The 20,990-nt window shown below is 59.0% G+C and carries 25 protein-coding genes and 1 pseudogene; 13 read left to right on the top strand and 13 right to left on the bottom strand.

What is annotated here, in order from left to right; translation table 11 throughout:
* Positions 1-7: 7 nt before the first annotated feature.
* From AC07OJ_RS25590 to AC07OJ_RS25575, 4 genes are read right to left on the bottom strand one after another with little or no spacing between them, the layout of a single operon-like run.
* Positions 8-808 carry a carbohydrate ABC transporter permease gene (locus AC07OJ_RS25590; RefSeq protein WP_003232361.1) on the bottom strand — a complete coding sequence of 267 codons (801 nt, stop codon included), beginning with the start codon at positions 806-808 and terminating at the stop codon, positions 8-10.
* Between the two features lie 10 nt (positions 809-818).
* Positions 819-1,685, bottom strand: a complete 867-nt coding sequence (locus AC07OJ_RS25585; RefSeq protein ID WP_005789024.1) for a carbohydrate ABC transporter permease — start codon at positions 1,683-1,685, stop codon at positions 819-821.
* A complete protein-coding gene (locus tag AC07OJ_RS25580) occupies positions 1,682-2,779 on the bottom strand; it encodes an ABC transporter ATP-binding protein (RefSeq protein WP_495007031.1) in 1,098 nt (365 codons plus the stop codon). The genes AC07OJ_RS25585 and AC07OJ_RS25580 overlap by 4 nt, the downstream gene beginning before the upstream one ends.
* Entirely contained in the window at positions 2,779-3,873 is a 1,095-nt protein-coding gene (locus tag AC07OJ_RS25575) for an ABC transporter ATP-binding protein (protein WP_495095437.1), read from the bottom strand. The genes AC07OJ_RS25580 and AC07OJ_RS25575 overlap by 1 nt, the downstream gene beginning before the upstream one ends.
* 261 nt (positions 3,874-4,134) lie before the next feature.
* On the opposite strand from AC07OJ_RS25575, the gene AC07OJ_RS25570 reads away from it, so the two are divergent.
* The gene (locus tag AC07OJ_RS25570; RefSeq protein ID WP_065907394.1) at positions 4,135-5,952 is read left to right on the top strand and encodes a sigma-54-dependent Fis family transcriptional regulator; all 1,818 of its coding nucleotides are present in this window, start codon (positions 4,135-4,137) and stop codon (positions 5,950-5,952) included.
* Here the strand turns inward: AC07OJ_RS25570 and AC07OJ_RS25565 are convergent.
* From AC07OJ_RS25565 to AC07OJ_RS25555, 3 genes are all read right to left on the bottom strand, one after another.
* Positions 5,949-6,881: a FecR family protein gene (locus AC07OJ_RS25565; protein WP_495095436.1), complete on the bottom strand. Its 933-nt coding sequence runs from the start codon at positions 6,879-6,881 to the stop codon at positions 5,949-5,951. The two genes, AC07OJ_RS25570 and AC07OJ_RS25565, sit on opposite strands and share 4 nt — an antisense overlap.
* Entirely contained in the window at positions 6,878-7,420 is a 543-nt protein-coding gene (locus AC07OJ_RS25560; protein ID WP_065907399.1) for a sigma-70 family RNA polymerase sigma factor, read from the bottom strand. The genes AC07OJ_RS25565 and AC07OJ_RS25560 overlap by 4 nt, the downstream gene beginning before the upstream one ends.
* 595 nt (positions 7,421-8,015) lie before the next feature.
* On the bottom strand, positions 8,016-10,133 hold the full coding sequence (locus AC07OJ_RS25555) for a TonB-dependent receptor family protein (protein ID WP_495095435.1): 2,118 nt from the start codon (positions 10,131-10,133) through the stop codon (positions 8,016-8,018).
* Positions 10,134-10,382: 249 nt separating this feature from the next.
* On the opposite strand from AC07OJ_RS25555, the gene AC07OJ_RS25550 reads away from it, so the two are divergent.
* Together AC07OJ_RS25550 and AC07OJ_RS25545 are read left to right on the top strand one after the other, a co-directional pair.
* The gene (locus tag AC07OJ_RS25550; RefSeq protein WP_162946103.1) at positions 10,383-10,541 is read left to right on the top strand and encodes a hypothetical protein; all 159 of its coding nucleotides are present in this window, start codon (positions 10,383-10,385) and stop codon (positions 10,539-10,541) included.
* 5 nt (positions 10,542-10,546) lie between these two features.
* Positions 10,547-11,173 carry a helix-turn-helix domain-containing protein gene (locus tag AC07OJ_RS25545; protein WP_495095434.1) on the top strand — a complete coding sequence of 209 codons (627 nt, stop codon included), beginning with the start codon at positions 10,547-10,549 and terminating at the stop codon, positions 11,171-11,173.
* A gap of 54 nt (positions 11,174-11,227) precedes the next feature.
* Here AC07OJ_RS25545 and AC07OJ_RS25540 read toward each other — a convergent pair whose 3' ends face one another.
* The 4 genes from AC07OJ_RS25540 to AC07OJ_RS25525 form a co-directional block, all read right to left on the bottom strand.
* Positions 11,228-11,740 (bottom strand): hypothetical protein, encoded by a 513-nt coding sequence (locus tag AC07OJ_RS25540; protein ID WP_083221464.1) that lies wholly within the window; start codon positions 11,738-11,740, stop codon positions 11,228-11,230.
* Between the two features lie 269 nt (positions 11,741-12,009).
* Positions 12,010-12,279, bottom strand: coding sequence for a hypothetical protein (locus tag AC07OJ_RS25535; RefSeq protein WP_495095433.1), 270 nt, complete (start codon positions 12,277-12,279; stop codon positions 12,010-12,012).
* Between the two features lie 130 nt (positions 12,280-12,409).
* Positions 12,410-12,886: a GAF domain-containing protein gene (locus AC07OJ_RS25530; protein WP_495095455.1), complete on the bottom strand. Its 477-nt coding sequence runs from the start codon at positions 12,884-12,886 to the stop codon at positions 12,410-12,412.
* 79 nt (positions 12,887-12,965) lie between these two features.
* A complete protein-coding gene (locus AC07OJ_RS25525; RefSeq protein ID WP_495095432.1) occupies positions 12,966-13,715 on the bottom strand; it encodes a hypothetical protein in 750 nt (249 codons plus the stop codon).
* An 893-nt stretch (positions 13,716-14,608) separates the two neighbouring features.
* Between AC07OJ_RS25525 and AC07OJ_RS25520 the strand changes: the two genes are divergently transcribed.
* The 9 genes from AC07OJ_RS25520 (at position 14,609) to AC07OJ_RS25480 (ending at position 18,754) form a co-directional block, all read left to right on the top strand.
* Positions 14,609-14,992 carry a DUF1090 family protein gene (locus AC07OJ_RS25520; RefSeq protein ID WP_495095431.1) on the top strand — a complete coding sequence of 128 codons (384 nt, stop codon included), beginning with the start codon at positions 14,609-14,611 and terminating at the stop codon, positions 14,990-14,992.
* Between the two features lie 307 nt (positions 14,993-15,299).
* The gene (locus tag AC07OJ_RS25515; RefSeq protein ID WP_201145130.1) at positions 15,300-15,857 is read left to right on the top strand and encodes a hypothetical protein; all 558 of its coding nucleotides are present in this window, start codon (positions 15,300-15,302) and stop codon (positions 15,855-15,857) included.
* Between the two features lie 149 nt (positions 15,858-16,006).
* Positions 16,007-16,441 (top strand): hypothetical protein, encoded by a 435-nt coding sequence (locus AC07OJ_RS25510; RefSeq protein ID WP_315419418.1) that lies wholly within the window; start codon positions 16,007-16,009, stop codon positions 16,439-16,441.
* 273 nt (positions 16,442-16,714) lie between these two features.
* Entirely contained in the window at positions 16,715-16,954 is a 240-nt protein-coding gene (locus AC07OJ_RS25505) for a helix-hairpin-helix domain-containing protein (protein ID WP_495095430.1), read from the top strand.
* 150 nt (positions 16,955-17,104) lie between these two features.
* Positions 17,105-17,299, top strand: coding sequence for a hypothetical protein (locus tag AC07OJ_RS25500; RefSeq protein WP_495095429.1), 195 nt, complete (start codon positions 17,105-17,107; stop codon positions 17,297-17,299).
* 8 nt (positions 17,300-17,307) lie between these two features.
* Complete coding sequence (locus AC07OJ_RS25495) at positions 17,308-17,493, top strand: hypothetical protein (protein WP_495095428.1); 186 nt, start codon at positions 17,308-17,310, stop codon at positions 17,491-17,493.
* Entirely contained in the window at positions 17,490-17,621 is a 132-nt protein-coding gene (locus AC07OJ_RS25490; RefSeq protein ID WP_495095427.1) for a hypothetical protein, read from the top strand. Before AC07OJ_RS25495 ends, AC07OJ_RS25490 begins: the two co-directional genes overlap by 4 nt.
* 107 nt (positions 17,622-17,728) lie before the next feature.
* Entirely contained in the window at positions 17,729-18,199 is a 471-nt protein-coding gene (locus AC07OJ_RS25485) for a hypothetical protein (RefSeq protein ID WP_495095426.1), read from the top strand.
* 69 nt (positions 18,200-18,268) lie between these two features.
* Positions 18,269-18,754 carry a hypothetical protein gene (locus AC07OJ_RS25480; RefSeq protein ID WP_495095425.1) on the top strand — a complete coding sequence of 162 codons (486 nt, stop codon included), beginning with the start codon at positions 18,269-18,271 and terminating at the stop codon, positions 18,752-18,754.
* Between the two features lie 3 nt (positions 18,755-18,757).
* Here AC07OJ_RS25480 and AC07OJ_RS25475 read toward each other — a convergent pair whose 3' ends face one another.
* Together AC07OJ_RS25475 and AC07OJ_RS25470 are read right to left on the bottom strand one after the other, a co-directional pair.
* Positions 18,758-19,222 (bottom strand): hypothetical protein, encoded by a 465-nt coding sequence (locus tag AC07OJ_RS25475; protein WP_495095424.1) that lies wholly within the window; start codon positions 19,220-19,222, stop codon positions 18,758-18,760.
* A gap of 100 nt (positions 19,223-19,322) precedes the next feature.
* A complete protein-coding gene (locus AC07OJ_RS25470) occupies positions 19,323-19,847 on the bottom strand; it encodes a hypothetical protein (protein WP_495095423.1) in 525 nt (174 codons plus the stop codon).
* A gap of 109 nt (positions 19,848-19,956) precedes the next feature.
* Between AC07OJ_RS25470 and yejK the strand changes: the two are divergent.
* Positions 19,957-20,958: pseudogene (yejK, locus tag AC07OJ_RS25465) on the top strand (nucleoid-associated protein YejK).
* The last annotated feature ends 32 nt before the right edge of the window (positions 20,959-20,990 follow it).

The following is a 20,990-nucleotide window of genomic DNA, read 5'->3' as shown; positions in this document are numbered from 1 at the left end:
GATTCCTCTAGACCCGGCCCAGGGCAAAGCCCTTGGCCACGTGGTTGCGAACAAACCAGATCACCAGCATGCCCGGCAGGATGGTCAACACCCCCGCCGCTGCCAGCACGCCCCAATCGATGCCCGACGCCGAGACCGTGCGCGTCATCACCGCCGCGATGGGCTTGGCGTTGACCGAGGTCAGGGTGCGCGCCAGCAGCAACTCAACCCAGGAAAACATGAAGCAGAAAAACGCCGTCACGCCGATGCCGGAGCCGATCAAGGGGATAAAAATCTTCACGAAGAACTTAGGAAAGCTGTAGCCGTCGATGTAGGCAGTTTCGTCAATTTCCTTGGGCACGCCGGACATGAAGCCTTCCAGGATCCACACCGCCAACGGCACGTTGAACAGGCAATGCGCCAGGGCCACGGCGATGTGCGTGTCGAACAGGCCGATGGACGAATACAGCTGGAAAAACGGCAGCAGAAACACCGCCGGCGGCGCCATGCGGTTGGTCAGCAGCCAGAAGAACAGGTGCTTGTCGCCGAGGAAGCGGTAGCGCGAAAACGCATACGCCGCCGGCAGCGCCACACTCAACGAAATCACCGTGTTCAGGCTCACGTAGTACAGCGAGTTGAGGTAGCCGGTGTACCAGCTGGGATCGGTGAAGATCACCTTGTAGTTGGCCAGGGTGAAATCCTGCGGAAACAGCGTCAGGCCGCCGAGGATTTCGGTGTTGCTCTTGAAGGACATGTTCAGCAGCCAGTAGATCGGCACCAGCAGGAACAGGATGTAGATCAGCAGCGGAATCAGCTTTCTCTTGCTCATGTTGGCGGCCTCAGCGGTTGGCGTCGGAGTGGGTCATGGCGGTGTAGAACAGCCAGGACACCAACAGGATGATCAGGAAATACACCAGGGAAAACGCGGCCGCCGGGCCTAGGTCGAATTGGCCTACAGCCATCTGGGTCAGCGTCTGACTGAGGAAGGTAGTCGCGTTACCCGGTCCGCCGCCCGTCAACACGAAAGGCTCGGTATAGATCATGAAACTGTCCATGAAGCGCAGCATCACCGCGATCAGCAGCACGCTTTTCATCTTCGGCAACTGGATATGTCGGAACACCGCCCAGGCCGAGGCCCGATCAATCCGCGCCGCCTGGTAGTACACATCCGGAATCGCGCGCAGGCCCGAGTAGCACAGCAGCGCCACCAGCGAGGTCCAGTGCCATACGTCCATCACCAGCACGGTGACCCAGGCGTCCATGGTGTTGGCCGCGTAGTTGTAGCTGATGCCCATGGCGTTGAGGGTCGAGCCGAGCAGGCCGATATCGGCGCGGCCGAAAATCTGCCAGATGGTGCCGACCACGTTCCAGGGGATCAGCAGCGGAATGGCGAGGATGATCAACACCAGCGACGACCAGCGCCCCTTGGTCGGCATGGTCAGGGCGATGGCGATGCCCAGTGGGATTTCGATCAGCAGCACGCACGCCGAGTAGATGAACTGGCGCAGCAATGAGTCATGCAGGCGCGGGTCGAGCAGCACCTGCTTGTACCAGTCGGCGCCGACGAAGTAGCGGCTGGACTGGTCGAAGATGTCCTGCACCGAGTAGTTGACCACGGTCATCATCGGGATCACCGCACTGAACGCCACCAGCAGGAACACCGGCAACACCAGCCACCAGGCCTTGTTGTTCTGCACCTTGTTCATGGCAGCACCTCCAGCAGGTAATCGTCGGCGTAGACCATCAGCCATTGCGCCGGGAAACTGATGGACGCCGTGCCTTCAGGCACGGGCTTGTCTTCGGCCAGGCGCACTTTCAGGGGCGCGCCGTCCAGCGTAAGGGTCATGATCTTGTAAGTGCCGAGGTCCTCGACGTGTGTGACAGCGGCCTGCAAGGCGTCAGGGTTGTACTCGTCCCACACGTGGATAAATTCCGGGCGGATGCCTACCTGGAGTTTCTTGTAGTCCGTATCGGCAATACGCTGGGTCAGTGCCGCGGACAGGGGCAGATGAGTACCGGCAAAGCGCACCCCGCCGGGTTCGGCCTGCACCTCGATCAGATTCATCCCAGGGCTGCCGATGAAATAGCCGACAAAGGTGTGGCTCGGCCGCTCGAACAGCTCACGCGGCGTGCCGAACTGCACGATCTGCCCGCCGTACATCACCGCGATCTTGTCGGCGAAGGTCGAGGCCTCCAACTGGTCGTGGGTGACGTAGACCATGGTGATGTTGAACTGCTCATGGATCTGCTTGAGTTTGCGCCGCAGCTTCCATTTGAGGTGCGGGTCGATCACCGTCAGCGGCTCATCGAACAGGATCGCCGACACATCGTCGCGCACCAGCCCACGGCCCATGGAAACTTTCTGTTTTTCATCGGCGGTGAGGTTGCGGGCTTTCTTGGTCAGCAGGTTTTGCAGGTCGAGCACCTCAGCAATTTCCTGCACCTTGCTGTGAATCTTCGCCTCGGCCATGCCCTGGTTTCGCAGAGGAAAGGCCAGATTGTCGAACACCGTCATGGTGTCGTACACCACCGGGAACTGGAACACCTGGGCGATGTTGCGCCGTTCAGGCGTCAGCTCGTTGACCACCTTGTGATCGAACAGCACCTGGCCCTCGGACGGGCTGAGCAGCCCGGAGATGATATTGAGCAGGGTCGACTTGCCGCAGCCCGAGGGCCCGAGCAAGGCGTAGGCACCGCCCTGCTCCCATACGTGGTTCATTTCCCGAATCGCGTAGTCTTCAGGCCCTGTCGGTGTAGGGCTGTAGCTGTGCGCCAGGTTCTGCAAATGGATCTCGGCCATCAGGCAACCCTCGCGACACGGCGTCCGGGAGCCTGGACCAGACGGCCCTGGACATCGAACACAAACAGTTTATGGGTGGGGATATACACGCGGATCGGCGCGTCGACGTCGTACTCGTGCACGCCCGGCAGGTGCAGAACCAAGAGGAAATGCTCGCTACGCACATGCAGGAAGGTTTCCGAGCCGCTGATTTCGGCGACTTCCACGGTCACTGCCAGCTCCAGGTCATCGTCGTTGCTCGGCACCAGGCTGATATGGCTGGGGCGCACGCCGAAGCGGAATTCGCCTTCGCCAATCGGGCGCAGGTCGACGTTCAGCGGGAAGTGCACAAAATTGGCGAAACTCACCTCATTGCCGCTGATGCGCCCCGGCATCAGGTTGATCGGCGGTTCGGAAAACAGCTCGGCGGCCAGCACGGTCTGCGGCTGGTGGTAGACCTCGGCGGCCTTGCCACTCTGGATCACCCGGCCTTCGTGAAGAATCGTGGTGGTGCCGCCCAGGGCCAGGGCCTCGTTGGGCTCGGTGGTGGCGTAGATGGCGATGGTATGCCGCGCCTTGAACAGCTCGCGCATTTCCTGACGCAGCTCTTCACGTAGCTTGTAGTCCAGGTTGACCAGCGGCTCATCGAACAGGATCAACTCGGCATCCTTGACCAGCGCACGGGCCATGGCCGTGCGTTGCTGCTGCCCCCCGGACAGCTCCAGCGGGTGGCGCTGGAGGAATTTCTCGATGCGCAGCATCCTCGCGGTTTCCAGCACCTTGCTCTGGATCAGCTCGTTGGAAACACCGGCCTGGCGCAACGGCGAGGCAATGTTTTCGAACACCGTCATGGTCGGGTAGTTGATGAATTGCTGGTAGACCATCGACACATTGCGCAGTCGCACCGGCTTTTGCGTGACGTCCACGCCGTTCATCAGGATGCGGCCGCTGTCGGGCTTGTCCAGGCCGGCCATCAGGCGCATCAGGCTGGTCTTGCCGGAGAGTGTGCGGCCGAGCAATACGTTGAAGGAGCCGGCTTCGAAACGCAGGCTGGCGTCGTCGATCCAGGTTTGGCCTTCGACAACGCGGGAGACATTTTCCAGGGTCAATGACATGACACGACCTTTTTATTATTGGAATGAATCTGGCCAGTTGTCAGAGCGAGTTTCGTGCCAAAACGGCAAGGGCTTGATGTGTAAGGAAATGGGAAAACCCAATGTTCGTGTTTGAACACTCCAGGTGAACAACTGAACAGTCACGGGGTTGACAATGAACAGTTCTGAACAACACTCTCACCACCAACACAGGACATTTTGATCCGGTTTCAATGGTTGGATTGTGCAACACCCCATAACAATAAAAATGCAGGTCACCCCATGGCCGAACCCTTGGCTCACGACACCCTTATCCAGGAATCCTGGCGCCGCTGCCGCGCGTTTGGGCTGGACCATCAGAGCACGCCCAGCTTCGATCAGTTGCCCGCCGAGGGCATCAGCCAATTGCTCGAAAGCCAGCATTCCCTGGTGCAGACCACCCATCAGGAAGTGCTGCCCTACTACGAAAACATCCTCAGCAACTCCAACTGCCTGATCATGCTGGCCGACAACCAGGGCCAGGTGCTGACCAGTTGGGGCACCCAGCGTTTTATCGAGCCCAAGCTGGCCCGGGGGTTCAGCGCCGGCGCCAGTTGGATGGAGCGCTCCAGCGGCACCAATGCCATCGGCACTGCGCTGGCCTGTGCGCAGGCGGTGCATATCGAACATGACGAACACTTTCTCAAGGCCAACCGCTTCATGACCGGCTCGGCCGCGCCGATCTTCGACGCACAGCGCGAGATCATCGCGGTGCTGGATGTGTCCAGCGACAGCTACCTGCCGCCCTCCCACACCCTGGGCATGGTCAAGATGATGAGCCAGACCGTGGAAAACCGGCTGATCCTCAACCTGTTTCGCGGCGAGCATTTTCAACTGACCTTCAACACCGGCCTGAGCAACCTCGACAGCCAATGGGCCGGCCTGCTGATCTTCGATGAAAGCGGCCAGGTGCTGTCGGCCAACCGTCGCGCAGACAACCTGCTGGGCATCAGTCTGTCACGGGTGATGATCGACAGTTTGTTCAAGGTCTCGCTGCTGGAGTTGCTCAATCAGCCCGAGGGCCTGCCGTTTTCGCTGCAGGCGGCTGGGCGCAACCGTTTCCAGTGCCTGTTGAAACGGCCCAAGCAAATGCCGGTGCAGGCGCGGGTGTTCAGCCAACCCACGCCGCCAAAGCCGGCGGCGATTGGCCTGAACACCCTGCACTTTGGTGATGCGCGCGTGGAAAAGGCCGTGCGCCAGGCCGAACGCTTGCTGGAGAAGGACATCCCGCTGCTGATCCACGGCGAAACCGGCGTGGGCAAGGAAGTTTTCGTCAAGGCCCTGCACCAGGCGAGTTCCCGCAGTCAGCAGGCATTTATCGCGGTGAACTGTGCGGCGATTCCTGCCGAGCTAGTGGAATCGGAACTGTTCGGCTACGAAAAAGGCGCGTTTACCGGCGCCAATCAAAAAGGCAGCATCGGCCTGATCCGCAAGGCCGACAAGGGCACGCTGTTTCTGGATGAAATTGGCGACATGCCGCTGCCGACCCAGGCACGCCTGTTGCGGGTGTTGCAGGAGCGCTGCGTGCAACCGGTGGGCAGCAGTGAGCTGTTCCCGGTGGATCTGCGCATCATCTCGGCCACCAACCGGGCGCTGCGCGAGCAGGTGCAGGCCGGGCGTTTTCGCGAGGATTTGTACTACCGCATTGGTGGCCTGACCCTCGAGCTACCGCCGCTGCGCGAACGCAGCGACAAGCGCGCGCTGTTCCAGCAACTGTGGCAGCAACATCGCGAGCCGACCCAATGGGCCGGCCTCAGTGCCGAGGTGCTGGCCCTGTTCGAGCAGCACCCCTGGCCGGGCAATTTGCGCCAGGTGAGCAGTGTGTTGCAGGTGGCGTTGGCGATGGCTGAGGAGCAGCCGATTCGCCCGGAGCACCTGCCGGATGATTTCTTTGTCGACCTGAATGTCGCCGCGCCGCCGCCCACCAGCGAGTACCTGGATGACAGCATCGACCTGGCCCAGCGCCTGAAAGCGGCCGGCGGGAATATTTCCCACCTGGCGCGGGAGCTGGGGGTGAGCCGCAACACCTTGTACAAGCGCCTGCGCCAGCACGAAGGCTAGCGCGGCTTGACCACCACCAGCAGGTCGGTGAAGTACTCCACCTGAATCGGCAGGTTGTCGGCCAGGGCCGAGAGCGCCGCAGCGGTGTCGTCCAGCTTGAATACGCCGGACACGCGCAGGTTCTGCAGGGCCTGCGGGTCGTAGCGCACCAGGCCGTGACGGTAACTGGCCAGGGTTTGCAGCACCTCGCTCAGCGGCTGGTCGTTGACTTTGAGCAGGCCACGGGTCCAGGCGTCCGCGTCGGTGTTGCCGACGGCTTGTGGCGGTTGGGCGCGGCCATGGTCGAGGACCGAGCGCTGGCCGGCGGTGACGTTGACCCCTTCATTGGTCTGGCCTTTGACCGCGACGGTGGACTCGATCACGGTCACCACGGTGGTGCCGTCCGGCGCACGCTTGACCAGGTAACGCGTGCCCAGGGCGTTCGCGGTGCCTTGGTCGGTGCGCACCACGAAGGGCCGTTGCGCGTCCTTGGCGACCTCGACCCACAGTTCGCCTTGCAACAACTCGATGACGCGCTGGTGGCCGTCGAATTTCACGTCGACTGCCGAATTGCTGTTGAGCTGCAGCTGGCTGCCGTCTTCAAGGGCGATCTGGCGACGCTCGCCGACGCCGGTGCGCTGGTCGGCCATCCATACCGGCAGGTGTTCCAGGCCCAGCCAGCCGCACAGTAAGACGCCAAGCAGCCCCACCACCTGAGTAGCCCGCGGACGCCGCGGGGCGAAGGCCCGGTTGAGTGCCACGCGTGCCGGTTGCGCAGGCACAGCATCGAGGCTGCCCCACAGGACGCGCATGCGTTCGATAGCCACCGCATGGCGTGGATCGGCCTGGCACCAGGTGTTGAATGCCTGGCGCTCGGCGTCGCTGACGTCTTCGTCGTGCAGGCGTGTCAGCCAATTCGCCGCTTGTTGAATGATCTGTTCGGAGTTCATGCCAGCGGATCTGCCGCATGCAGGCTGTGGTAGCAGTGCACAAGGGCGCTGGAGATGTAGTTTTTGACGGTGCTGGAGGACACCTCCAGGCGCGTGGCGATTTCGCTGTAGGTCAGGCCGTCGAGGCGGCTCAACAGAAAGGCTTCGCGCGCCTTGGCCGGCAGGCCGGCGAGCATTTCGGCGATGCGCTCCAGCGCTTGCAGCGCCACATGGATGGCGGCCGGGTCGGGCATGCCGGCGTCTTCGCATTGGATTACCAGGGCTTCCATGTAGGCTTTTTCGATGCGCCGACGCCGCGCGCCGTCGATCAATAACCGCCCTGCCGTGGTGGCCAGGAACGCCCGTGGTTCCTTGATATTTTGCGGTTCGGCGAGCATCAACACGCGGATAAACGCGTCGTGGGCCAGGTCGGCAGCATACTGGGAGCAGCCGAGTTTTTTGCGCAGCCAACCGTGCAACCAGCCGTGGTGCTCGCTGTACATCGCCGTAAGGGTCTGCTGACGCTCTGAATCGCCCAGCGCGGCCGGAATGTCATGCATGCGCAAAAAGATCTCAAATGGGAAGAGTTACCAATTGCGCAAACAATGCCAGTAAATCGGTGTAGGAGCAAGAGCGCCCGCCCGATGCACCAGGGAAAGTTTCGCCTCCTTGTGGTGAGCGGGCTTGCCCCGCGTTGGGCGGCGAAGCAGCCCCTGTCACTGCTGGCGATGAGTGTCAGGTTTATTGCGTTGGGTCTTAATGGGGCGGCTTCGCCACCCAACGCGGGGCAAGCCCGCTCGCCACAACAAGCCTGCCAGCAACAACAAGCCAAGCCCTTCATCACAATGAGCCTATTCACCACAGGCGGCGGTCGCTGCAGGTGGATACTACGTTCACGCTCCGTCTGTGCCACGGCGCGCTGCAGAGATTAAATGGGCCATGCCCAGCCCCTTGTGGTGAGCGGGCTTGCCCCGCGTTGGGCTGCGAAGCAGCCCCTGTCACTGCTGGCGATGAGTGTCAGGTTTATTGCGTTGAGTCTTAATGGGGCGGCTTCGCCGCCCAACGCGGGGCAAGCCCGCTCGCCACAACAAGCCTGGCAGCCACAACAAGCGCATTCTTCACGACAAGTTCACCACAGGCGGCGGTCGCGGCGGGTTAACGCCAGCTCCATGAGACGCCGGTGTAGATGCCGCGACCGTCTGCCGGGGTCGAGCGGGCCGTGTCCAGGCCTTTGTCGTCGTAGCCGGGGGTCACGGTGTTGGCGTAGCGCCGGTTGGTGAGGTTGCGCAGGTCGACCCACGCTTGCCAGTCCTGCTTGGGCGCGTCGTAGCCGAAGGTCGCCCCCAGGGTCGTGTAGGACGCGGCGTAGTAGGAGTTGGCGTAGTCCACCGCCACACGCGAGGAATACTCGGTGTTGAGGCTGGTGTAGAAACCGGTCGGGTGGCTGTAGCGCAATTGGGCCTGGTAGTAGTGCTTGGGAATGCCCGGCAAGGTGTTGGCGCCGAAACGGTCGTCGTCGCGGTAGTGGAAGTCACTGAAGGTATAGGCCTGGCGCAGGGCCACCTGGCCGCTGCGGCCGCCTTCCCACAGCGGGCTGAGCAGGCTCAGCTCCACGCCCTGGTGCACGGTGGGGCTGGCGTTGGATTCGGCAATGATGGCATTGCTGGAAGAGGTCTGGGCCTGGGTTTCCACACTGAGCAGCTCGTGGCGCACTTCTGAACGGTACAGCGCGAGGTCCCACTGGCCGATCCACGCCTCGCCCCGACTGCCGACCTCCAGGGTGGTCGCGGTCTGGTTTTTCAGGCTGACGCCTTCACGCTGCAGGCCAGTAGCCGGGCCGCTGCCTGGGCCGAAGTATTTGTTGGAACCCCAGATCATCGACCAGGCGTGCGGCGGCTCGACCGAACGGCTCAGGTTGCCGTACACCTGCAATTGCGGGGTGAAGTCATAACGCAGGCCGATGCGCGGGGCGTAGTCCCAGTCATGCTGGCTCAGCGGCGCCTGGCCTTCGGGGTAGGTCACCTGGGTTTCCCGGCGGGTGTAGATCGCCGCAAGGCCTGTGGTCAGCCACAGGTCCGGGACCAGCTCCAGGTCGTTACCTATATGCAGCACGGTGTCGGAGCCCAGGTAGCTGTAGTCGCGGGTCTTGGTTCCGGGTGCGTAGGTGGCCGTGTTGCCGGCGGGCGTGCGTACATATTCCGACGCGCCGTTGTTGGGCATCGCCTGGGTGGTGCGCAGGCCGACTGTGGTGGTGCTGTCGTGGCCGAACAGCGTGTCCTGGCGGATGTAATTGAGGGTGCTGCTGATGTCGGTGTAGGCAACCTTCAGGCGGTTGGTGCCTTCACGCAGGTCCATCGGATAGTCGTGGTAGGCCAGTCCGACTTCGACGCGGGAGCTGTCGTCCAAGTGCAGGGTGGTCTTGTTGGCGATCCAGGTCGAGCCCGGTTGCAGGCGCTTGGAGTCGCGGGCGGCGTTAAGGCTGTTGGCCGCACGCGGGTCGTGGCTGATCTGCGCACGGGTAAGTTTGCCGGGGGTGTCGTTGGTGGTTTCGCGGTAGCGGAAGTAGAAACGGGTTTCCAGGTCAGGGTTGAAGCGGTAGCCGAAGTTGGCCGCCACGCCCTTGCCCGTGGCAGCGCTCTGGCGTTGGTAGCCGTCGGACTCGGAGTCGGTGAGGCTGATGTAGTAGTCGGCATCCCCCAGCACTCGCCCGGAGCTGATCTCGCGTTGGGCGTAGCCACGGCTGCCGGCCTCATAGCGCAGCTGCAGCTTGGGCGCATCGTAGCCGGTGCGGGTCACATAATTGACCGCGCCGCCCAGGGCCAATGCGCCCTGGTCAAAGCCATTGGCACCGCGCAGCACCTCGACGCGGCTTTGCCACAAGGGGTCCTTGAGCTCATAAGGGGTCCCGCCGGGGCCGGTCAGCGGCAAGCCATCGAACATTTCATACAGCCCCGAGGCATGCGAACCCGGGCTGCGATTGAGGCCGGAACCGCGAATCGACAGCTTCACCCCTTCATTATTCGCCGCCTTGGCGTACACCCCAGCCTGATACTTGAATACATCTTCGTTGGTGCTCACCCGCCCCTGCTGCACGCTGTTCATGTCGATGAAATTGGTGCCGCCGGGCACGCTCTTGAGTTGTGCCTGGGCGACTTCACCAGCACTCGCCTCGCTGCTGGTGACTTCGACCGGGGCCAGTTGCAGGTCTTCGGCTTGCACCAGCGAACTTAAGGTCAGGGCGGCAAAAAAGAGCGGGGGTTGGCGCAGCAGCATCGAGGCAGGTCCTTGGAATTCGGGAGCGTGGCAGGCTGGACCTGGCACGCGAACAGTGTTGGGAAGGCAGGCGCGCCCGCCAGGTCACGCCTTATTAACGGACCAGACGCTTCCCACAACAGTGTCGGACCCAATTTATGGGTTAAGTCCAAAATCGAATTACCACATGCAAACTCAGTATTTAAAGAAATAACCGGCAGGCATTACTGTGGAGCCACTGAACCAACCACGCCGCACGAGACTGCCCCCATGCAAACATCCGCCACCGTCATCGACTTCACGCTCCATCGCAAACGCCGCCAGGCGCGTGCCGCGGCCGAGCTGATGTGGGCGATGTACGCGGCGCGTGCCGGGCTGGCGGTGTTTACCGCACAGGTGACGCCGTCCAGCGATACTCGCCGGGCGTAAGGCCAATGAATTTCCTGCACGTGCTTCCCGAACCACCCGCCCCCCTGCCCAAACCCACTGTTGACGACGACGTGATCAGCTTGTGCGTCGCGCACAACCTGCAACGCCTGCGCAGCAAGCGCCATCTGTCACTGGATGGCCTGGCGCGTGTGTGCGGGGTCAGCCGGGCGATGCTGGCGCAGATTGAATCCGGGCGCAGCGTGCCGTCGATCAAGGTGCTGTGCAAGATCGCCAAGGGCTTGAAGGTGTCGGTCGCGGCGTTCCTGGAGGACCGCGCGTTCGAAGGCGTCGAGGTGCTGCCGGCACACCAGAGCAAACGCCTGGTGAGTGCCGACGGCGCGTTTACCAGCCGCGCGTTGTTTCCCTACGATACGGCGCGCCAGTCGGAGTTCTACGAGATTCGCCTGCGTGCGCTTGGCGAGGAAGTCTCCGAAGGCCACGGCCCCGGCATCCAGGAGAACCTGGTCGTGGCGCAAGGTGTGCTGGAGGTCAGTGTCAACGATGAGCGCTATCTGCTTTCCACCGGCGACTCGATCCTGTTCTATGCCGACCAGCCCCACCGCTACCGCAACCCGGCGGACAGCGAAGCCGTGGCGTTCCTGGTGATCACCTACCCCGAACGCCTGGATTAATCCCGGCAAAAAAAACGCCCCGAATCATCGGGGCGTTTTTTATTGCGCTACCTGTCAGCAGGTGCAGCACATCATCGGCATACCGTTGCAGCTCATCATCATCGGCATGGCGCAGTCGTTCATCATTTTATTCATGAGCATGCAGCAGTTTTTCATCATGTCCATGCTCATGCCCGGCATCGGCATCATTTTGCACATCATGCCGTCAGCCTGCAGGGTGCACTCCATCACGCACTTCATCATCGGCATCATCATGCCCATCGACATCATCGGCATGTTCATCGGCATATTCATGCCCGACATCATCGCCATGGTCTCGGCGGACATGCACATCATCGACATGTTGGCGCACTGCATCATCATCGGCATGCCGCAGTTCATCATCATCGCCATCATTTCGGCGTTGGTCTTGAACTGAGCCATGTCCATGCCCGCCGCCGGCTTCATGGTGCACATCATGGCGTCAGCGGCCATTTCGCATTTCATGGTGGCCATCATCATCGGCATGCCCATCATCGGCATCATTGGCATGGAAGTGTTCATCGGCATCTGCATTGCATTCATCATGTTCGAAACTCCGTAATCGACAGGAAATGAGTAAGTTCTGGGGCCGATTCTAGAGACGCCAGGCAGCGGCGCAAGACGGCGACAGAGCAGCAGGATCGGATGTTCGGAGGGAAGCTTAGTCGATCAAGACAGCTGTGCCGGCTGTGATGGTGGGCATTTCGTTGTTATCGCGTCGTGGATATCCGTGACACGCACCAATTCGACGTCATGGATATTCGATCCAGGCATGTCGTCCAATCTTATGGAAATAAACGGTCTAACGACGGCGTTCAATCGCTAGGCTGCGCCAGTAAGTCCAGCAATTCCTGCGCTTCTGATCCCGGCGCAAACCTGAACCCGTACATTTCTTCGGCGCCGAGGATTTCAACCAGCGCACCCAGCAGCTGCGCTTCGGTTGGCGAACCTTGCAGCAGTGCGTGCGCGGGCAGTAACAGCTCCGCTGAAACACCCTGGACACTCGCGGCATCGATCACGGCAAAGAGCATAAAGCGCAGGCGTATTTCGCGGTCTGTCGGCCAAACCGTTTTTCGCTTACCCAAGGGAGGGCCTCATTTTTTCGGAAAAGTCCGAGGCTATTGCGCACTGAGGGGTGATTCAAGCGGCGGGATGCAAGATAGGCCGTTTCCTACAGAGAAAAGAGACATAACCCAGCAAACCACCTTGATGGACTCAGGATCTGCTGCGCTGCAATTCCAGTGTAGTGCCGATGAGCCGCGTGAAGATGCTCAGGATTTCGAGCATTTGGGTGTTTTCAAACTGCCTGGGCAACACGTCCAACGCGCACAAGGTGCCAAAAAAAGTGCCATCGGAGAACACGATGGGTAACGAGATATAGCTCTCGAAGCCATGCTCCTTGGGCAACGGGTGCTCCCAGAATACCGGGTCGCGACTGGCATGCTCGATGACGATAGATTTGCGATTGGCGCGTAACTGGTTGCACAACGTGGCCTCCACGAGCAACTCGTCGCCGGCCTCCAGCCCGAACTGCAACTCGTCATGAACCGCACACGCCACCCAGTGCGTGTCCGTCATCTTGGAAATGGCTGAAAAGCGCATTCCGGTCAAACGCGAAGTCAGTCGCAAGATATTTGAAGTGGTTTCGATCTCTGTGATCGCGTCCAGCTCTTCAATGGTTAGATGTTTGATAACACGCTCCTCACATGACAGGTCTCACCCCTGCATCGGCCATTGGCGATGAGGCTTAAATCCACGCCGACGAAATGCATCACTGCACCGGCAGGAAATTCATCAGCAACAGGCTCTGCGCGTAATTGAGCCCAATGCGCCGGTAGCGTTCATCCAGCATCTGGGTCAACAGGTCGAGGCGCGCGACGATCTTGCCGAACTCCACGGCGAAGCTCAGGTTGCTGCCCTCCTCCGAAATTTCGTTGGAAAACAGCAACAGCACGCCATTCGCATCCTGGCGCTTGCCGAGCAGCCAGGTGGCCTTCTCGATATTGCGCGCGGCGTTGCTGACGAACTGCGGGTTGATCGAGTCGGTGATGTAGAACTCGGTGCGGCCACCGTGGGCCGTCACAATCATGCTGCCGATGGCATAGATAAAGGCGCCGACCCGGTCGCCTTTGAACTCCGGACTCAGCGAATAACTCAACGCGGCCAAATCGCGGCGGTCGCCAAGGGCCGGCAGTGAGCGACGCTGCTCAATGGCCTGGCGTATTTCCCGCGCGGCGCTCACTGCATCCGGGTAACCCGACTGGCGCCACTGGTTGGGGTTGCGCAGGTAGAGCTTGTTCATCAGCAAATACAGGCTCTGCAAGTTGTCGCGCATGCCCAGGGTGGCCATGCGATCGACACTCGTCTGGAAAAACTCATCGGGTTTACCATTGCTGAACTGCTTGGCGATATCTTGCCCTTGCTGCTGCGTACACCCGCCGACACAGAGCATTAACATTGCCGCCAGCCACAGTGGCTGGCGCCTCCATCGAATCTTGAATAACAGTAACGTGCGATCCATCGGCACCCGATCTGGTTCTCATGCCCCGCGCGGGGGATCGGCGGGGCTGCGACAAAGATAGATAGGAGAAATGCAAAAAAGTGCAATAGGGGCCGGCAGATAGTTGTAAACCGTACGCAGGGGGATCAAACGTGAAGAATTCGGCGCAGGCACTATACTCAGAGGAACAGTTGCGAGTGACTTTGGCGAGCCAAGGAAGATTGACAACACCCATCTCTCTCTTAACAGCAACTGTACTGGAGGGTCGCGGCGATGAAACACCCCATTAGAGCTCAAATCTTTGTTCAGGTAATTTGCTTGCTTTCGGTGGCTCAGCTTTTCTGCTGAGCAGTGCGTCACTGCCTTTTAACTCTGCTGCTGGTGCGGCATGGAGGGCTGTTGCCGTTTACCTGGAATCGCGCGGATTACGCCCGCCAGGCAAACTGGCGCGTAGTGCGGTCCAAAGGATGTTAAGAACATGCACGCCAACCGCAGGCCCCGTTGAAGATTGCCCAATGGCGCTGGACTCGAACCAGCCCCGGGCGAGCGTAGACACCACTTCAGCGTCGCGGGGCTCGGGAGCCATGGTTTAGATAAATTGCCGGGGTTCCTCGGATGAAGCCGAAATCCTTTTCAGGCATCAAACTTCGAACGACTCCGTCACTGCGAGGAGAACTTCTCCGATTTGATAAGGCAATTACAGGAGCCTTCCTTAGATAGTGGCGTAATGACACTCCTGCGGCCGTGCGTCGTGTACAACGTGAAAGGATTCACACTTATGGAACTTCAGCGTTGAAGGCCAATAACCGACCCAATAGTATTTTTCCCGCCCGGGCGCACCTCTTATACGGATATTGTTCTGCGCCAGCTCGGGACTTCTGCGTTGCGCAGGCAATAAAACATTGAGGTTTGCCATGCGTCTTTCCAAACTCGCACCCGCCGCCGCCCTGTTCAGCCTGTTCACCCTGCCCGCCCACGCCGCCGACCTGAGTGCCCTCACGGGTGCGCTATCGTCTGCCCTCGGTGGTGCCAACAACAGCACCGTCAACGCCAATAACAGCAACAGTGCCTCCTGCCAGCAACAGGTTCGCGACCTGCAGGCAAACATCAATGCCGCCAATGCCAAGGGCGACACCTTGCGCGCAACCGCTTACCAGGCGGCGCTCACGCAAACCAACAAAAGCTGCAGCAACTCTACCTACAACGCCCAAGCGCAGGTCGACACCAACCCGCAACGCCAGCAGAACGTCAACAAGGCGGCGGATGCTATCAACGCCTTTGGCGGATTGTTCAAGTAGTCCGTAACACGCAGTGAAAAAGGCCCGCGAATGCGGGCTTTTTCATGGGCATCCGTCCACCCTGGACACCGCTGGAAGCGATAGATCTGGCGCGCTGTGTGGTGCGATTTGGAAACTTCGTCTGCCGGCGGCCAGCGTTCTGGGGCTGCGTAGATGCCTTGGCCAAAAGGATGTGATCGGCGCATCCGTCACCCCTAGGTATCAACATGCCACTAGCACATCTGTTCTATGTTACTGCCCCCATCATGATGCTAGCTTCTTGACCCCTTAGATAGCCACTTCGCAAGTTCAAGGAGTTGAACAACCGATGTCTTTTTATTCTGGAATCAATCAACGTCGTCTCCTATTGGTTGCGCTCCTATCAGTGTTTACTTGCGCATGGGCCAATGACTCAAGTCCCACCGGAGATTGGTGGATCATCTACGGGGATGGCGCGCCCGGCAAGAATGTGACCTATGTCGCAGATCGAACTTCCGTGACGCCCTCTAAAAAAACCAAGGGAGCCCAGTTAGTCGCCGTCACTTTAGTTTATGAAGAACTGGGCAAGCCCATGATTGATGTCTACAACATGGAGGTCCAGTGCCCAACGCATAAGTTTCGATTTATCAATGGTCAATCTGTCTCGCGCATGGGTAGCCTACGGCACTTGAAAGTATCGGAAAAATGGCAGGACGTGAAAGACCCCTGGGTCCAGCGCAGTGCTGAATTCGTTTGCTCGCCGAAGAGCAAAGATATGATTGCGATGGGCAAGATGGAATATATGCAGATGATTAATATTACCCAGCAGATGTTCTTTAAGCTGGCGCCCATCCGCGAGAAAAGTCAGATGATGGAGGACCTGGACTCCATACTGGGCAATAAATAGCAAATCGATCCGCACGCTGACGGAGACGGATACTTAGGGGTTGCGAGCGCGTCAACTTGAACGGGCATCGCGATGGATAAGTATCCGCTAAACCTCAATACAGACATCAGATGTAGTTTTTTACTTTAAGCGAGACAGAGGGCATCGGGATGGAGAAGTTGGCTAAAGCAGTGTTGCTGGGGGTGGTCATTTCATCAGTACTGCTTTTGAATGGTTGTAGCACTATTGCCCAGTCCCGCTGGGAAGGGCGAGACCTCCAGGAGGCACTGGATTTATTTGGCAAGCCCGATTCAATGAAAAAGCAAACAGGCCCGAACGGCGAGGCGCTCGCGGTACTGACTTGGTATAAGTCCTCAAGTTGGACCAATACTGAAGCAGCAGGAACCTCGATGAACCACACGGGCAATGGCATGGTGTACACGGAACATTATCAAACGGTCGGACATAGCTCTTCCTGCAAACTTGAGGCGACGGTCAACAAAGCCAAAAAAATCGTACTGTTTAGAATCGAGGATGGGCGCATCCTCCATGGCAAGTGCACGAACGTCCCCTACGTACCTGGGTATATCCCCCCAGGCTTTTAAAACTGAGCCATCCAATGATAGATGGCTCACCGCGAGTTCCTGAACGCCCCGCCCTTTTTATAGAGTGTGAGTCTGTCGATCTGAATAAAGCCCTTACAAGCGTCCATAGAGAAGATAACTGCAACTGCGTTTGGGGTTTCGCCACCCACAGGTCCTGAGTATCCAAGCCAGAATTCCACTCCATCCTCCTCAAAACGAGGATACCGGCCTATTGAGGCACTCTCTAGCGTCGGGCACACTTAAGCGGACTCGTCGGTAAAAAAGGAATTCACAGTGCCGTTTTCATTGGATGAAAGAACCGCTCTGCTCGCACTCAAAGGTATAGGGCCAACGGTAATTACTCGACTTGAGCAAATGGGTATCGAATCGCTCGCCGAACTTCGAAAATCAGATGTGGGTGACATCCTGGCTCGAGCATCCGCGGCATTAGGCTCGACTTGCTGGAAGAACAGCCCTCAAGCCAGAGCAGCCATCACCGCCGCAGTGGAGCTTGCGAAGAGCTCTACAGATTAAATCCCGGCCCGGTGCAGACGTGTTTGGGGAGTCCCTGAAACCGACCCGCTGACATCGAGTTGCGGAAACTGCCTGAGATAATGCGTAACCGACAAGATCAGCGTCAACTGCCAAGCCAAGCTCTCCGAGGTCATCACCAAAATCAGCGCCATGTACAAAGACAAGAAGTATGTCGTCGTGACCCTGCGCGAGGCCGAAGCGAAGCGCATCGCCGAAGAGCAGGAAGCCCAGCGACTGGCAGCTATCAAGCCAGAGCCATTCGTGGAGAAGGTGGCGGCGCCCGAGCCCGTCCGCGCCACGCCAGTCCACACAGCGGCACCCGTCGCCAGGCTACAAAGCCAGTAACGAGCCACGTGGTCGAGCAGGTAGCGCTGCAGGCCAGCGTGACGGACTTCGAGGCACTGATCAAAGCGGTGGCATATGGTCAGGCGCCGGTCTCGCTGCTTTTGGTCAACTGGGAAGCGCTCGACGCGATGGTCGCAGCGCAGGGTGCAAACTTCAGCATGGCCGGGGTGACACTCGGCAAGGCGGCAGCATGATCAGCAACCTCAGATCTGATATCGAGTTCCGGCGCGAGAAAGCGCTGGAACTTTCCAGCCAGGTACATCAGCACCTGGCCGCCGGCGGTAAATACAGCATCGGCGATAGCCCGGCGATCAATCCGTAGCCGGCGAAGCGTTCGGAATTCATCGACCCGACAACCATCCTCAAGCGCCGCAAGCCGCCCATCACCCGGGCCGAGCGTGAAGCGCTGCGCAAACTCGCGGAGGCATTATGAGCAAGCGCAAGGCGCATAACCTGCAGGCGCGCATCACGCGGTCGTGCCGCTCGCTACTGGCATCCAATCACGTCGCCGTGGTCAACATCGACCCCAGTGGCCGCCAGGGCAAGATCAACTACAAGTCGCTCAAGAACATCGCCCCGGGGAAGATTGGCCAGGCCCTCTGCGGCATCCCCCACCAATGGACGATCTACCTCAGCGCCCTCTGCATCGACGCTTGCGGCGACCGCTACAACAAGTCGGTGGAGGTAGCGCCTGATGGCGTCTACCTCTCCGACCATCTGGAGGACGTAATCGAGCATTGCTACAAGAAGCTGCGCGACGAGGCCAATCAAAGCCAGATGGTGGCTTCAGGTTGGATTGCCATACCTGAATCGATGTCGCTCGATGAGGCACACGCCGCGCGGATCTTCGAAGCAATCGGCGCCTGTCGCCAGGTCAAGGTCGATTCATGCGCCGCATAGCCCGCATCCAGCAACGCAAACGTCAAACCTGGTTCGCACTGCCGGCCAGCGAAATAGAAGAGGTAGGCCATGGCTGCCGAACAGAAGGAACGCACAGCCAAGCTTGCCGAGAATCGGCAGGAACTGGGCGAGCAAGAGTTGCGGCACACGGTCCCGTATGGCACCCCGCAGATGCTCGACGAGCTGATGCTCTGGCATAAGATTGGGGAAGTTAGCGAGGCAGTGCAACTGCTAGCGCTGAATACCAAAGCTGAAGATCTGCCGCCGGCACCGCAGAAGGCCATAGGGCCGTCCGACATCATCCGCCACTACTTCCGCCAAGGGATGCGTGATCGTCTGGCAGCGCTCACCGCCGAGCTGGGCGAAACGAAAGACCGAGCGACCATCTGGAGACTGATAGCACATACCCACTCGATGGGCGCCGAGCAGTCCGCCACTTTCTTCGAAATTAAGCGCCACGGATTCGAGATATCAGAAAACGTAGCGCGCAAATTACGGCAAGCCGGGCTCGCCGAATCGCTCCAAATGGATGCCGAAGATGGGGATAGCTATTAATCATCAGCATCCGGCGATTACTAATTCCTCCGCAGATGTGTTGAGCACGCGATTAGCGATAGCAATCATGAGCCTGAAGCTGAAGCTTGGTGAATTTCCGTCGATTATCAATTCTCCGTCTGCAGCAAGGATCGATCCATTGGGCGCAAAGAGAAAGCGATCAATCACGACCGGATCACCTTTTCCCAGGCTATAAATCAACAAAACTGCTTCCAGCACACCGTTTTCATCTCTGCCTAGAGGACCGTAATGGATAGAGAACTTTTTTCCAAGCACTTGGCCTTCTACCCGGTTATCCCCAGCCAAAGCTGAAACTGAAATTGCGCCGCCCAAAAATTGTTTTCCGAGTTCCTCCCAATGCTCAATGCGCTCTAGCAGATTTGTTTGTGCGCCTTTTAAAGCCCACCGAGTCTTCGCAACTTTATTGGCAAAGAGATCCGCATCGTATTCAAAATCCGTCTTATTCATTTCTTATTTCCAGTTGGCCGGCCCTATGCCGGCACTGCTTCCCTAATACCCCAGACCAAACCAAATTGCCACCTTCGGTCACGGAGGTGGGGTCACACCGTCAGCTGAGCTTTATCTCTTTCACAAATTTAGATTCAATTACCGTTCCTAACACTGTTGTCAGCGTCAGGCAGTCCATTAAATCTTTGCGCGCTTTGAGTACTTGATCATCAGCGCTCGCTCGGTGCGATTCCAAGTCGGCGCCGGTTAAGCCTGTTTCCTCGTTTGCTATAAGTCGTGCGTAATCGCGATTCAGTTCGAGGCAGGTGTGTAAGTTTTCTACCTGAAAGCAACCATCGTAGAACTTAAGCAGTTCCCCAGAAAGCGCCTCGCTAACGTAAAGCGAGGACGACCGAAGAATCATTCCATACGGAGCTAAATCCTGCTGTTTCAAAAATAGTCCGCGGCCACTCAAGAGTTTTCGAACTTCGCAGAACGCGCGATGAAGCTCCTTTTGGTATTGATGAATGGCGATGCAATTAGCCCGCTTCGCCTGTGATACGGACCTCCATGAAAATACAGCAGCTGCTACAGATACAAAAAGGGCTAGACCTGCGATCACATTCGCCCATGTTGCTGCTTCCAAAATTATCTCCTTGAGCTGGCCCCATGCTGGGCTGAACACAAATACCCCAAGCCACCCCAAATTGCCACCACCGGCCACCGGAGGACGGCGCTTACCCGAGGTAAACGAAATGCCCGTACGTCATAGCGTCATCCACAAGATCGACAAGAAGCCCGACGGCAGCCCGGCTGTTCTCTTCCTGGGGGCATCCGAGCAGGTCGAAAGCCAAGCCCGCGACGACCTGATGAGCCAGCTCAACGAAAGCTACAACGCCACTGCCGGTAAGGGCTGGGGGTTCTTCCATCAAGAGTCAGGCGCGTACCCGTTCAGCGGCTGGCTCGGCAAGTACTTGGCCGGCGTTACCAACTTCCTGGCATTCAGCGCCATGGCCGTCGAGCACCTGACCAAGCTTATGGAGGAGTCGAACCTCACCACCGGTGGACACGCCCTCTTCTGCCACTACCAGCAAGGCCTGACCGATTAATTGGTCATCGCCCTGGTGCAGGAAACCGAAGCGGTGACCATGACTGAAGAACTGGCCCTGATGATAGTTAAGCGCCTGGACCTGGATCACATCCGTCTGGCCGCGCGCATCAACATCAGCGAATGGCAGGCCAACCGCCAATCGAAACAGTACATCTCGTACCTGAAGGGCAAGCAGGGCCGGAAGCTCAACGACTATTTCCGCGACTTCATCGGCTTTCAGGAAGGGATCGACGCCCCGGGCGAAACCCGCACGCTGCTGAAGGCGTTCAGTGACTTCGTTGAAAGCGAGGACATAGTCGAAGATGCGGCCCGCGAGAAGACGCACACTTTGGTCAGTTATTCGATGGCCCAGGCCAAGCTAGGCGAGCCCATCACTCTCGATGAACTGTCAGGCCTGATCGACGAAGACCGGCCGAAAAGCTTCTACGACTTCATCAAGGCCAAGGACTACGGTATTTCCGAAAGCCTGCCGCCGGACAAAAAGACGCTCAAGAAATTCCGGCGCTTCACCGGCAGAGCTGAAGGTATGTCGATCAGCTTCGAAGCGCATCTTTTGGGCGACAAGATCGAGTTTGACGAAGCCGGCGGCACGTTGACGCTGCGTGGGCTGCCCACTCAATTGACCGAGCAGCTCAAGCGCGCATAGAGCGAAGCCCCCAAGGGCTTCTCAGGGAGAGG

This window comes from Pseudomonas sp. GW821-FHT09C08 (assembly GCF_059418125.1).
Note: the sequence above shows the minus strand (reverse complement) of the source record. Positions and strands in the feature narration are given on the sequence as shown.